This window comes from Saccharococcus thermophilus (assembly GCF_011761475.1).
Classification (GTDB): domain Bacteria; phylum Bacillota; class Bacilli; order Bacillales; family Anoxybacillaceae; genus Saccharococcus; species Saccharococcus thermophilus.
Window position 1 is genome coordinate 831,373 of sequence record NZ_JAASRS010000001.1, and the last position, 13,528, is coordinate 844,900.

Genomic DNA, 13,528 nt, shown 5'->3' on the forward strand with positions numbered 1-13,528 from the left:
CTATATCTTGACAATAAATTTTGCCGCCTTTAAAATTAACATGTATATTTTTCAAAAAAATAAACGATAAAAAGCCCGTGACTCCGGCAGATGGGAGCGGTCCGTGCATAAACTGGTGCCGGAATCGTTTTGTACTGGACCAACTTGCTAAATGATGGATGATCATGCAAGGAGTACGTAAACATTGGGCGGAAACTAGACCGCGTCTGCGTAAAGCGGAAATTCCCATCCATTGGACTGTTCGCTCTGTGTACGCTTCATGAATCGACGAGTTGCCGGTACTTGAAGCTCCGATGTTTGCAACGATTGTGCTGTATGTTGAAACGTTTGTAACAATGTACATGCCGACAGTTACGTCCAACGTATTGAATTATAGCAAGAGGAGGTGAAACCATGGGTCAAATTATCATCTCCGCTTTGCTTGCCTTAGTTGTCGGTGCCGTTGTTGGCTTTTTTGTTCGCAAATCGATTGCAGAGGCGAAAATTGGCGGTGCACAAGCAGCCGCACAGCAGATTGTGGAAGAAGCAAAACGAGAAGCGGATGCCCTGAAAAAAGAAGCGCTTCTTGAAGCGAAAGATGAAATCCACAAACTTCGTATCGAGGTAGAACGTGAAATTCGCGATCGCAGAAGCGAGCTGCAAAAACAAGAAAATCGATTGCTTCAAAAAGAAGAAAATCTCGACCGCAAAGACGAAGCCCTCAATAAACGGGAGGCGCTTTTAGAGTCGAAAGAAGAAGCACTGAATGAAAGACAACAGCATATTGAACAGATGGAAAGCAAAGTGGAAGAACTTGTGCAACAGCAACAAAGCGAATTGGAACGAATTTCCGGTTTGACTCGTGAAGAAGCACGGCAAGTTATTTTGGAGCGTGTCGAAAAAGAATTGTCTCATGAAATTGCCGTGATGGTGAAAGAAGCCGAAACGCGTGCGAAAGAAGAGGCGGATAAGAAAGCGAAGGCCATTTTATCGCTGGCCATTCAGCGCTGCGCGGCGGACCATGTCGCGGAAACGACCGTATCTGTCGTCAATTTGCCAAACGATGAAATGAAAGGGCGGATCATCGGTCGCGAAGGCCGGAATATTCGTACGCTTGAAACGCTCACCGGCATCGATTTAATTATCGATGATACGCCGGAAGCCGTCATTCTATCGGGGTTTGACCCAATCCGCCGCGAAACGGCCCGCATCGCATTAGACAAACTCGTTCAAGATGGGCGGATTCACCCGGCGCGGATCGAGGAAATGGTAGAAAAAGCGAGACGGGAAGTTGACGAGCACATTCGCGAAGTCGGCGAACAAACGACGTTCGAAGTGGGTGTCCACGGTTTGCATCCGGATTTAATCAAAATTCTAGGACGGTTGAAGTTCCGGACAAGCTACGGGCAAAACGTGCTGAAACATTCCGTCGAAGTGGCGTTTTTAGCGGGATTGATGGCCGCGGAGCTTGGAGAAGATGAAATGCTGGCGCGGCGTGCTGGTCTTTTGCACGATATAGGCAAGGCGATTGACCATGAAGTGGAAGGAAGCCATGTCGAAATCGGGGTCGAATTGGCGACAAAATACAAAGAACATCCAGTCGTCATTAACAGCATTGCTTCCCATCATGGTGATACGGAGCCGACTTCTGTCATTGCCGTACTTGTTGCCGCAGCGGACGCGCTTTCTGCGGCAAGACCGGGAGCTCGCAGCGAAACGCTTGAAAACTACATTCGTCGTCTTGAGAAATTAGAGGAAATTGCGGAATCGTACGAAGGGGTAGAAAAATCATACGCCATCCAGGCGGGGCGCGAAGTGCGCATTATGGTGAAGCCGGATGTGATCGATGATTTGGAAGCCCATCGGTTAGCGCGAGAAATCCGCAAGCGGATTGAAGAAGAGCTCGATTATCCAGGACATATTAAAGTGACTGTTATTCGCGAAACAAGAGCAGTAGAGTACGCAAAATAAAGTGGCGAAATATTGCCACTTTATTTTTTTTATATTTTGTGCCAAACTTGAACTAGTTACATTTCAGCTTAGAAAGGGATATATAATGAGATTATTATTTATCGGCGATGTTGTCGGTTCACCAGGAAGAAAAATGGTAGAACAATATTTGCCAAAGCTAAAGGAGAAACATAAACCGAACATCATTATTTTAAATGGGGAAAATGCTGCGGGTGGAAAAGGAATTACCGAAAAAATTTACCGTACGTTTCTTGAACAAGGAATCCATGTTGTCACACTTGGCAATCACGCATGGGATCAACGCGATATATTTGAATTTATTGACGATGCAAAGGCATTAGTGCGGCCGGCGAATTTTCCGGAAGGAGTTCCTGGCAAAGGGATCGTTTATATACAAATAGAGCACATGGAAGTGGCCGTCATTAATCTGCAAGGAAGAGTGTTTTTGCCGGCTATCGATTGCCCGTTCAAGAAAGCCGACGAGCTAATCGCAGAGGCGGCGCAGCGCACGCCAATTATTTTCGTTGATTTTCACGCGGAGGCAACGAGTGAAAAGCAAGCGATGGGCTGGTATTTGGATGGAAGGGTTTCCGCCGTTGTCGGTACCCATACGCACGTGCAAACGGCTGATGCCCGTATTTTGCCAAAAGGAACGGCTTATATTACCGATGTTGGAATGACCGGCCCATATGATGGCATTTTAGGAGTAGATCGCGAAGTGGTATTAAGAAAATTTTTAACATCATTACCTGTCCGCTTTGAAGTAAAAGAAGGAAGAAGCCAGTTGAATGCCGTGCTCATTGATGTGAACGTAAAAACAGGGCGGGCGAATAAAATTGAGCGGATTATCATCAATGATGACCATCCATATTTTGAATAGTCTCCGTTTTAAAAATTTTTAAAAATATTTATTACCTCGGCAGGAATACTTGTCAAAACAGTGAATATAGTAACAATGAAATCATTTTTTTCGATAAATTTCAGGAGGAAACGAGGGAGGAGCTAGAAATGGAAATATTAAAAGTTTCAGCAAAGTCGAATCCTAACTCTGTAGCTGGTGCACTTGCCGGGGTATTGCGTGAGCGTGGGGCGGCGGAAATCCAGGCGATCGGTGCAGGTGCATTAAATCAAGCCGTCAAGGCAGTAGCTATCGCACGAGGGTTTGTGGCACCAAGCGGCATGGATCTCATTTGTATTCCTGCGTTTACAGATATTATTATTGACGGAGAAGAGCGCACGGCGATTAAATTAATTGTAGAACCTCGTTAATAGTGCAAAGCTTTGATGATAGAGGTATAACCTGTTGGCGCCTTCATTTAGAAGGCAGGCAGGTTATTTTTACTTTATAAAGGAGGTGTAGACCTGGTTGCTAAAATCGCTGTCGTGTACTGAACGATGGAAGGAATGGTGCACGACAGGCGCCGTCGCTGACAGCGAGCCACGGGGTGTCTTTCACAATAGGTGAATGACAAGGGGGATTCCATTCCTGATGGAACTCGGTGAGAATCCGGGCGGTAAGCAGTTTGGCTGGTTCCATCGCGATGAGTCGATTTTTATAGATTTTAGTAACCAGGATAGGTATGATTTTCGATGCGCATTGTGACGTGCTAATGAAGTTATGGATCGATCGCTCGTTATCGTTCGAAGATGGCAAGTCGCTTCACGTCACCTTACCGGCACTGAAAGAGGCCAAGGTCAAAGTGCAGTGTTTTGCCATTTACATACCAGAAACGGTTCCGGAAGAAGCGCAGTTTACCGTTGCGCTGGAAATGGTCGATATTTTTTTTGAACAAGTTATCGGTCGGTTTCCAACGATGAAATTTGTCCGTTCGAAACGCGACATTGACGCGTTGGGAGAAAATGAGACCGGGGCAATGCTGACGCTCGAAGGATGCGATGTTATTGGGACAAGCATGGTTAAATTAAAAACCTTGCTGCGTCTCGGGGTTTCGTCTGTCGGGCTGACGTGGAACTGGTCCAATGCCGTAGCGGACGGGGCCTGGGAACAGCGTGGGGCAGGGCTGACCGCATTCGGAAAACAGGTCGTCGAGCAGCTGAATGCCGCAAAACGCTGGGTCGACGTGTCCCATTTATCGGAAAAAGCGTTTTGGGATGTGCTGGAAATCGCGCGTTTTCCGATTGCCTCTCATTCGAATACATATCGCTTTTGTCCGCATCCGCGCAACTTGCGTGATGAGCAAATTAAGGCGCTTATTGCAAAAGATGGCATGATCGGCATTAACTTTGTTCCGTATTTTTTAACAAAAGAAAAAGCTTCGATCACTGATGTGCTTCGCCATTTAGAACATGTGTGTTCACTCGGGGGGGCAAGAAACGTTGGATTCGGCTCGGATTTTGATGGAATCGAGGAAACGGTCAGCGGGCTCGATACGGTGCGCGACTACGCCAACCTAGTCAATGAGCTGCAGAAACATTATTCCGAAGAGGAAGTAGAGCGGTTTTTATTCCGCAATTTCTATGACCATTTGCCACAGTGATCGATTGCGGCGGAAATGGTTGAAACATTGGGACGCATGGATCTGGGAAAGGTGTTAAAACGAAAATCATTTATCTGAAAAGTCTAGTGATTTTGTTGGAAAAGTGCTACACTTATAATTGTAATTTTTTGACCGAACTTAAAGGGGTGTAGGAAATGATTCATCAACTTTCATGGAAAGTTGGAGGACAGCAGGGAGAAGGGATCGAAAGTACCGGGGAAATCTTCTCCATTGCGCTAAACCGTCTTGGTTATTATTTATATGGATATCGTCATTTTTCTTCACGGATTAAAGGGGGGCATACGAACAACAAAATTCGTGTCAGTACGACACCGGTTCGCTCGATTGCTGATGATCTTGATATATTAGTAGCGTTTGACCAGGAGTCGATTGATTTTAACTTTCATGAGCTCCGCGACGGCGGAATTGTCATTGCTGATGCGAAGTTTAACCCGACGATTCCGGAAAGCGAGGGCGTTACGCTATATGCCGTTCCGTTTACTGATATTGCGACCAATTTAGGAACATCGTTGATGAAAAACATGGTCGCTGTTGGCGCTTCCAGCGCAGTTCTTGACCTTGATATCAACGTATTTCAAGAAGTAGTACAAGAAATTTTTGGCCGAAAAGGTCAGCAGGTCGTAGACAAGAACATGGAAGCAATTCGAGCAGGCGCTCAATATATGAAGGAACAGCTCGGCGATCGCATGCAAACAATGAAACTGGCAAAAGCAGATGGCAAAAAGCGGATGTTTATGATCGGAAACGATGCGATTGCCTTAGGTGCGCTAGCTGGCGGTGCGCGGTTTATGGCGGCCTATCCGATTACGCCGGCATCGGAAATTATGGAATATTTAATTAAAAAACTTCCGGAACTAGGAGGAGCTGTCATTCAAACGGAAGATGAAATCGCCGCATGTACGATGGCGATTGGTGCAAACTATGCCGGCGCGCGGGCGTTTACAGCATCTGCAGGTCCTGGCCTTTCCTTGATGATGGAGTCGATCGGGCTTGCCGGAATGACAGAAACGCCGCTTGTCATCGTTGATACGCAGCGCGGCGGACCAAGTACAGGATTGCCGACAAAGCAGGAGCAATCGGACTTATTGGCGATGATTTACGGAACACACGGTGAAATTCCAAAAATCGTCATGGCGCCAAGTACGGTCGAAGAAGCGTTTTACGATATGATCGAAGCGTTTAACCTTGCCGAAGAATATCAATGTCCGGTCATCTTCTTGTCTGATTTGCAGCTGTCGCTTGGCAAACAGACGGTTGAGCCTTTAGAATACGATAAAATTGAAATCCGCCGCGGCAAACTCGTTACCGGTGAACTGCCGCCGCTAGAGAAAAAAGATGATTTTAAACGTTATGAAATTACCGAAGATGGCATTTCACCGCGCGTGCTTCCGGGAGTGCCAAACGGCATCCATCATGTCACCGGCGTCGAGCATGCGGAGTCAGGAAGACCGTCCGAGGTAGCGGGAAACCGCAAGGCACAGATGGAAAAACGCTTACGCAAACTAAAACATATCCAATTTAAGACGCCAGTGCATAAAAACGTCAAACACGAAGAAGCCGATTTATTAATCGTCGGTTTTCTCTCGACGCGCGGCGCGATCGAGGAAGCGATCGAGCGTCTTGAACAAGACGGCGTGAAAGTCAACCATGCGCACATTCGTCTTCTCCATCCGTTCCCGACAGAGGAAGTACTGCCGCTTGTCGAAGCAGCGAAAAAAGTCGTTGTTGTCGAGCAAAACGCGACAGGCCAGCTTGCCAACATCCTCAAAATGAATGTCGGACACGCGGAGAAAATGGTGAGCGTTTTGAAATACGACGGGAATCCATTCTTGCCGAATGAAGTTTATACAAAATGCAAGGAGTTGTTATAAACATGGCAACATTTAAAGATTTTCGTAACGATGTAAAACCAAACTGGTGTCCAGGTTGTGGCGATTTTTCCGTACAAGCCGCCATTCAGCGCGCCGCTGCAAACGTCGGGCTTGAGCCGCATCAGCTCGCCGTCATTTCCGGAATCGGCTGCTCTGGGCGCATTTCCGGGTACATTCATTCGTACGGCTTTCACGGCACCCACGGCCGCGCGTTGCCGCTTGCCCAAGGAGTGAAAATGGCCAACCGCGATCTAACGGTTATTGCCGCTGGCGGTGACGGCGACGGATTTGCGATCGGCATGGGCCATACCATTCATGCGATCCGCCGCAATATTGACATCACGTATATTGTGATGGACAACCAAATTTACGGCTTGACAAAAGGACAAACATCGCCGCGCAGCGATGTCGGCTTTAAAACGAAAAGCACTCCGCAAGGCTCGGTCGAACCGGCCCTTTCGATTATGGAAATCGCGTTAAGCGCCGGTGCAACCTTTGTGGCACAAAGCTTTTCAAGCGATTTGAAAGAGCTGACAAGCTTAATTGAAGAAGGAATCAAACATAAAGGATTTTCGCTTATTAACGTGTTCAGTCCGTGTGTAACGTATAACAAGGTAAACACATACGACTGGTTTAAAGAACATCTGGTGAAAGTAAGCGACATTGAAGGATATGACCCGTCCGACCGCGCCATGGCGATGCAAACGGTGATGAAATATAAAGGACTAGTAACGGGGCTCATTTATCAAAATAAGGAACAAAAATCGTATCAAGAACTGCTTCACGGTTATAGCGAAACACCGCTTGCCGAAGCAGACTTGAAATTAAGCAAAGAAAAATTCGATGAATTAGTTTCTGAATTTATGTGATTTGGAAATGATTCACTCCCAATTAGGTATTGCCTAGTTGGGAGTCATTTTGTTATGATAGCATGTTCCGTATGAAAGGGAACAAGAAAAGTATTGTTTAAATTTGTTCTCAATTATATACTATGATAATGTGTATGATGTGAAGAACATCATGTTTTTTGCAGTTTTTATAGAAAGGAGATCATTATGAACGAAAAACAACGTTTAGAACAAACAGGACAAATTCAAACATCTGACCATCCAACGGACAAAAAATCCGCATTGGATGCGCTAAAGAAAAAAACAAGCAAGGATTACGAAAAATATTTTTCGAGTGTGTTTATTCCGCCTAACTTAAAAGAAGCGAAAAAACGCGGAAAAGAAGAAGTAAAATATGTTAAAGACTTCACCATACCAGAACAATTCCGCGGCATGGGCGAAGGCCGCAAGTTTTATATTCGCACGTACGGCTGTCAAATGAACGAACATGACACCGAAGTCATGGCAGGAATTTTTATGACGCTTGGATATGAGCCGACCGACCGTCCGGAAGATGCGAATGTCATTTTATTGAATACGTGCGCGATTCGCGAAAACGCGGAAAACAAAGTGTTCGGCGAGATCGGCCACTTAAAGCAGCTCAAGCAAAACAATCCGGATTTGCTTCTTGGCGTATGCGGCTGTATGTCGCAAGAAGAATCGGTCGTCAATAAAATTTTGAAACAATATCAATACGTTGACATGATTTTCGGAACGCATAACATTCATCGCCTGCCATACATTTTGCATGAAGCATATATGTCGAAAGAAATGGTTGTCGAAGTATGGTCGAAAGAAGGCGATGTCATTGAAAATCTTCCGAAAGCGCGCAAAGGCAACATTAAAGCATGGGTGAACATTATGTACGGTTGCGATAAGTTCTGCACGTACTGTATCGTTCCATATACGCGCGGAAAAGAACGAAGCCGCCGCCCAGAAGACATTATCCAAGAAGTGCGCCATCTCGCCGCCCAAGGCTATAAGGAAATCACCCTTCTCGGCCAAAACGTCAACGCCTACGGTAAAGATTTCACCGATATGAAATATGGCCTTGGTGATTTGATGGACGAACTTCGCAAAATCGATATTGCGCGCATCCGCTTTACCACAAGCCATCCGCGCGATTTTGACGATCGTTTAATCGAAGTGCTCGCCAAACGCGGCAATTTAGTCGAACATATTCATTTGCCGGTGCAATCAGGCAGCACGGAAATATTGAAATTAATGGGCCGGAAATATACGCGCGAGGAATATTTAGAGCTTGTCCGCAAAATTAAAGCAGCGATTCCAGACGTTGCGTTAACAACCGATATTATTGTCGGCTTCCCGAACGAGACGGAAGAGCAATTTGAAGAAACACTGTCGCTCTACCGCGAAGTCGAGTTTGATTCCGCCTACACATTTATTTATTCGCCGCGCGAAGGCACACCGGCAGCGAAAATGGTTGACAACGTGCCGATGGAAGTGAAAAAAGAGCGGCTGCAGCGGCTAAACGCGCTGGTCAATGAAATTTCGGCGCGGAAAATGAAGGAATACGAAGGAAAAGTTGTTGAAGTATTAGTCGAAGGCGAAAGCAAAAACAACCCGAATGTCCTCGCCGGATATACGCGGAAAAACAAGCTTGTCAACTTCATCGGTCCGAAATCGGCGATTGGCAAACTTGTCAAAGTGCGGATTACCGAAGCGAAAACATGGACATTAAACGGGGAAATGGTAGAAGAAGCGATCGAGGTGAAATAAGATGGCAAAGTATACACGCGATGACATTTTAGCGCAAGCGAAACAATTGGCGAAAATGATTGCCGAAACCGAGGAAGTCGACTTTTTTAAGCGCGCTGAAGAAAAGATCCATCAAAACGAAAAAGTGCGCACGATGATTGAACAAATTAAATCATTGCAAAAACAAGCTGTCAACTTAAAACACTATGGAAAATATGAAGCGCTGAAAAAAGTAGAAGCACAAATCGATGCGATTTATGAAGAGCTTTCACAAATTCCAATTGTTAGCGAGTTTCAACAGTCGCAAACGGAAGTGAACGACCTGCTGCAACTCGTCGCTTCTACCATCTCCAATACGGTGACCGATGAGATTATCGCTTCTACTGGCGGCGACGTATTGCGCGGCGAGACAGGTGCGCAAATACGCTATAGCGGAAACGGCGGCTGCGGCTGCCATTAACCAATGACGAGACGTCCTTCATGAGGAAGGGCGTCTTTTTTTATGGCCGAAAAAGTAGGCACATCCGACGGAAATCCTGCATACAATGGAACTATACGGAATGATTGATAAACTTATGTGCACATTAGGCGAAATCATGCATAGGATGAAATGAAGATTCATTTGAGGAGGGTTTCTTATATGTCTGAACACAGAGAAACAGAATACAGAGAAATTATTACAAAAGCGGTTGTCGGGAAAGGACGTAAATTTACGCAGTCCACACACACGATAACGGCGCCAAATCGTCCGTCAAGCATTTTAGGGTGCTGGATTATTAACCATCGTTACGATGCGAAAAAAAGTGACAGGACAGTAGAAATCCATGGGCACTATGACGTTAACGTTTGGTATTCGTACAACAACAATACAAAAACAGAAGTTGTTACAGAAACAGTACCCTATACCGATGTGGTGAGATTAAAATACCGCGACGATGATGACATTATTAGTGATGATACAGACATTATCGTCCGTGTCATTCAGCAGCCAAACTGCCTAGAATGCACCATTTCGCCAAACGGCAATAAAATCGTCGTCGACGTAGAGCGGGAATTTATCGCTGAAGTCATTGGCGAAACGAAAGTATGCGTGGCGGTCAATCCAGAAGGCTGCAGCAGCGAAGATGATTTCGAGGAAGACGATTTGGATGAAGAATTAGAAGATTTAAGCCCAGATTTATTGCTTGGCGATGAAGAGTAAAACTAGGAAGGAAGATCTTCCTAGTTTTTTCTTTTGGGTTGAAAAGCAATAGAATATAACTTGCCATTGTTCAGCACGACCTAATGGGAATTTTTTGTATCAAAATTTACGTTATATTTAGTATTTTTTTATAAATATTATTCGAAAGAATTAAAAAATTATAAAAAATAAAAATTTTTTGTAGACATATGCATTTATATATGTTATTTTATTTAATAGGAATTAATCTAGATCTAGCATAAAAAGTCACACAAAACTTAAGGATTTTCGAACTTAGTCATTTTCTATAGAACATATTAAAATAAATTAAAAAATTACAAAAAATAAAAAATTTCTGTAGACATATACGTTTATATGTGTTACTCTATTTAACAAATAGGTTATACTAATACAAAATTAATCTAGTATAAAAGCCATATAAATCTTAAAGATTTTTGAAATGTGTTAAATTGATCCTCTATTTCCTATCGAAAGCGAGAATTGAGGAGGCAAAAAGCGCTTTTGATGAAGCAGGCGTTGATGCTCTCCAGTTGTTTTAGTCATTGAAGCAACGGTTCCATTCATTGAACTGCCTCAACCAACTCTTCTGATTTAACGCCAGACATCATGGCTCTCCTATTGTTCTACTGAACGAAGCAACGGTTCCGCTCACTGAAATCTCTTTTATGGTCCAATGTCATCCAGCAACGATTTTCAGTTATTTCGTTCACAAGCTTCATAACTTACTTTTTAACTGTCCGTTCCTTTCGAAAAGTGCACAGTCTTTTCCCTGATGATTTTTACAGTATTTATCCATTTTTTAACATAGATAGATTAAAAATACTCAAAAACTATATTTTTCATTCGTTATTGAACACATATGCTTGCCATGTTTTGAAATCATTTTTCTGTCTGCAAGCATAGTAGTAGTAAATATTTTTTCTAATATCGTGATTCACGGTCATCCCTTTCTCTAATATCCATTGAAGGAGGTGATGATGTTTAGTTATAGGATGAGATCAAGAGCAAATCATCTTGTACAGATTGCTCTGTGCAAACGGGAGATAAAGGGGGTGACGCGAAAAAGGTTTTGCGCGTAAGTAAAATATTCTACCATTATGCTTCCTAGTTTAGATGAAATGTTCTAGTATACTATTCCATTTTTTAGATCCATCATTATAACCACTCTTATAAAATATCACGATGCTATCAAATTAACATGTAGGAAGGGGATGAAAAAATGAAAACAGCGGTAAAAACAGCGGTAAAAAGAAAGGCGCAAATTCTTGCGATTGATGCCGGCGGGACGATGACAGACACATTTATCATTGATGAAAACGGTGAGTTTGTCGTCGGGAAAGCGCAATCCACGCCGGAAGACGAATCGATAGGCCTCTTAAATTCCGCGAAGGATGCGCTCGCTTACTGGGGTACAACCGTTGAAGAGCAATTTCCGCAACTGCTTGCCGGAGTCTATTCGGGAACCGCGATGCTAAACCGGCTCGTTTCGAGGAAGGGACGCCGTGTCGGGCTGATCGTTAACAAAGGGATGGAAGATTTCCACCGAATGGGCCGTGCGATCCAAGCATATCTTGGTTATTCTTACTCGGATCGCTTGCACATCAATACTCACCGTTATGATCCGCCGCTTGTGCCTAGAGAGTTAACAAGAGGTGTAACCGAAAGGGTTGACTTATTTGGAAACGTTGTCATTCCGCTTTACGAACATGAAGTGGAACCAGCTGTAAGGGAACTTCTCGAACTAGATGTGGAAGCAATTGTCATCAGCTTGCTTCATTCTTACAAGTATCCTCATCATGAGCGAAGAGTGAGAGATATCGCCAAAGAAGTCATGAAGAAAGTCGGCAAAGAAGTTCCTGTATTTGCGTCAGTTGATTATTATCCAGTCAGAAAAGAGTCGCATCGGACAAATACGACGATCATTGAAGCGTATGCGGCCGATCCTTCGCGCGAAACGTTGACTAAAATTAACAACATGTTACAAGATCATGGAGCTAATTTTGATTTGCGCGTGATGGCAAGCCATGGCGGAACGATCAGCACGCGGGCGAACGAATTGGCAAGAACGCTTGTCTCTGGTCCAATCGGCGGCGTCATTGGCGCGAAATACCTTGGAGAGAAGCTTGGCATTCGCAATATTGCCTGCTCGGATATTGGAGGAACGAGCTTTGATATAGCGCTCATCACCCAAGGGGATTTGAGCATCAACACAAGCCCGGATATGGCACGTCTTGTACTTTCACTGCCGCTTGTCGCTATGGATACCGTCGGAGCGGGAGCCGGAAGCTATGTCCGAATCGATCCGAACTATAAAACATTGACACTTGGCCCGGACAGTGCTGGATCGAGAGTCGGTGTGTGCTATTCGGAAGGCGGCGTGGACACGGTAACGGTAACGGACTGCCACGTTGTTCTCGGACTGATCAACCCGGATAACTTTCTTGGCGGGGAAGTCAAGCTCTATCCAGAGCGCGCATACGAAGCGATTAAGAAACAGATCGCTGATCCGCTCGGATTATCCGTCGAAGACGCGGCGTACGGCGTGATTGACCTGCTTGAATCACAGCTTCGCAACTACCTTGAATCCATGATTTTAGGAAAAGGGTATTCACCGTCCCAGTATGTATGTTTCTCATATGGAGGAGGCGGTCCGCTACATACCGCGGGTTATACGAAGGGACTTGGTTTTGAAGATGTACTCGTACCGGCGTGGGCGGCAGGATTTTCTGCGTTCGGTTGTGGTGCCGCTGATTTTGAATATCGTTATGATAAAACGCTCGATATTAACGTCAATGACGGTGCCAGCGACGATGAAAAACTAAAAGCCGGAAAAGAACTGCAGGCCGCTTGGGATGAGCTGAAGGAGAAAGTGGCAGCCGAATTTGAGAAGAGCAAGTTCAGCAAAGAAGAAGTTGATTTCCGTCTCTATTTCCGCATGCAGTACCAAGGGCAATTAAACGACTTGGAAATTGAAGCGCCGATCGAAGCGTTCGAGAACGTGGATGACTGGGATGCACTTGTGAACGCGTTCGAAGACACGTACGCGAGAGTTTACGCCAAGGCGGCGAAATCGCCAGAGCTCGGTTACAGCATCACAGGCGCAATCGTTCGGGGAATCGTCGAAGTGCCGAAACCGAAAATCCCGGTAGAACCGTTTGCGGGTGAAACACCACCGAAAGAAGCGTATCTTGGCAAGCGCAGAGTGTATTGGAAAGGCCAATGGATCGAAGCGGATATTTGGGAAATGGAAAAACTGAAGCCGGGCAACAAAATTAAAGCGTTCTCGATCATTGAATCTCCGGCTACGACATTTGTCATTCCGCCGGGATTTGAAACATATCTTGACCAACATCGCATTTTCCATTTGAAAGAAGTTTAAAA

10 protein-coding genes are annotated in these 13,528 nt (G+C 44.9%); all 10 read left to right on the top strand.

The window, feature by feature from the left end; translation table 11 throughout:
- The first annotated feature begins 393 nt into the window (after positions 1–393).
- The 10 genes from rny to BDD39_RS04465 all read left to right on the top strand — a co-directional run bounded on the left by rny (position 394) and on the right by BDD39_RS04465 (position 13,526).
- On the top strand, positions 394–1,950 hold the full coding sequence (gene rny / locus BDD39_RS04420; RefSeq protein WP_166908495.1) for a ribonuclease Y: 1,557 nt from the start codon (positions 394–396) through the stop codon (positions 1,948–1,950).
- An 85-nt stretch (positions 1,951–2,035) separates the two neighbouring features.
- Entirely contained in the window at positions 2,036–2,830 is a 795-nt protein-coding gene (locus BDD39_RS04425) for a TIGR00282 family metallophosphoesterase (RefSeq protein WP_166908497.1), read from the top strand.
- A gap of 128 nt (positions 2,831–2,958) precedes the next feature.
- Complete coding sequence (gene spoVS / locus BDD39_RS04430; protein WP_003251598.1) at positions 2,959–3,219, top strand: stage V sporulation protein SpoVS; 261 nt, start codon at positions 2,959–2,961, stop codon at positions 3,217–3,219.
- 311 nt (positions 3,220–3,530) lie between these two features.
- Positions 3,531–4,448 carry a dipeptidase gene (locus tag BDD39_RS04435; RefSeq protein ID WP_166908499.1) on the top strand — a complete coding sequence of 306 codons (918 nt, stop codon included), beginning with the start codon at positions 3,531–3,533 and terminating at the stop codon, positions 4,446–4,448.
- Positions 4,449–4,603: 155 nt separating this feature from the next.
- Entirely contained in the window at positions 4,604–6,340 is a 1,737-nt protein-coding gene (locus BDD39_RS04440; protein ID WP_166908501.1) for a 2-oxoacid:acceptor oxidoreductase subunit alpha, read from the top strand.
- Positions 6,341–6,342: 2 nt separating this feature from the next.
- The gene (locus BDD39_RS04445) at positions 6,343–7,209 is read left to right on the top strand and encodes a 2-oxoacid:ferredoxin oxidoreductase subunit beta (RefSeq protein WP_166908503.1); all 867 of its coding nucleotides are present in this window, start codon (positions 6,343–6,345) and stop codon (positions 7,207–7,209) included.
- A gap of 186 nt (positions 7,210–7,395) precedes the next feature.
- Positions 7,396–8,967, top strand: a complete 1,572-nt coding sequence (miaB, locus tag BDD39_RS04450) for a tRNA (N6-isopentenyl adenosine(37)-C2)-methylthiotransferase MiaB (RefSeq protein ID WP_166908505.1) — start codon at positions 7,396–7,398, stop codon at positions 8,965–8,967.
- Between the two features lies 1 nt (position 8,968).
- Complete coding sequence (locus BDD39_RS04455; RefSeq protein WP_166908507.1) at positions 8,969–9,406, top strand: YlbF/YmcA family competence regulator; 438 nt, start codon at positions 8,969–8,971, stop codon at positions 9,404–9,406.
- Positions 9,407–9,586: 180 nt separating this feature from the next.
- On the top strand, positions 9,587–10,147 hold the full coding sequence (cotE, locus tag BDD39_RS04460; RefSeq protein WP_166908509.1) for an outer spore coat protein CotE: 561 nt from the start codon (positions 9,587–9,589) through the stop codon (positions 10,145–10,147).
- 1,219 nt (positions 10,148–11,366) lie between these two features.
- Positions 11,367–13,526 carry a hydantoinase/oxoprolinase family protein gene (locus BDD39_RS04465; RefSeq protein WP_166908511.1) on the top strand — a complete coding sequence of 720 codons (2,160 nt, stop codon included), beginning with the start codon at positions 11,367–11,369 and terminating at the stop codon, positions 13,524–13,526.
- Positions 13,527–13,528 lie beyond the last annotated feature (2 nt).

Excerpts from the sequence above, each read along its gene's own strand:
- rny (WP_166908495.1), top strand. The coding sequence starts at position 394 with ATGGGTCAAATTATCATCTCCGCTTTGCTTGCCTTAGTTGTCGGTGCC.
- BDD39_RS04455 (WP_166908507.1), top strand. The coding sequence starts at position 8,969 with ATGGCAAAGTATACACGCGATGACATTTTAGCGCAAGCGAAACAATTG.
- BDD39_RS04435 (WP_166908499.1), top strand. The coding sequence starts at position 3,531 with ATGATTTTCGATGCGCATTGTGACGTGCTAATGAAGTTATGGATCGAT.
- BDD39_RS04440 (WP_166908501.1), top strand. The coding sequence starts at position 4,604 with ATGATTCATCAACTTTCATGGAAAGTTGGAGGACAGCAGGGAGAAGGG.
- spoVS (WP_003251598.1), top strand. The coding sequence starts at position 2,959 with ATGGAAATATTAAAAGTTTCAGCAAAGTCGAATCCTAACTCTGTAGCT.
- BDD39_RS04465 (WP_166908511.1), top strand. The coding sequence starts at position 11,367 with ATGAAAACAGCGGTAAAAACAGCGGTAAAAAGAAAGGCGCAAATTCTT.
- BDD39_RS04425 (WP_166908497.1), top strand. The coding sequence starts at position 2,036 with ATGAGATTATTATTTATCGGCGATGTTGTCGGTTCACCAGGAAGAAAA.
- cotE (WP_166908509.1), top strand. The coding sequence starts at position 9,587 with ATGTCTGAACACAGAGAAACAGAATACAGAGAAATTATTACAAAAGCG.
- miaB (WP_166908505.1), top strand. The coding sequence starts at position 7,396 with ATGAACGAAAAACAACGTTTAGAACAAACAGGACAAATTCAAACATCT.
- BDD39_RS04445 (WP_166908503.1), top strand. The coding sequence starts at position 6,343 with ATGGCAACATTTAAAGATTTTCGTAACGATGTAAAACCAAACTGGTGT.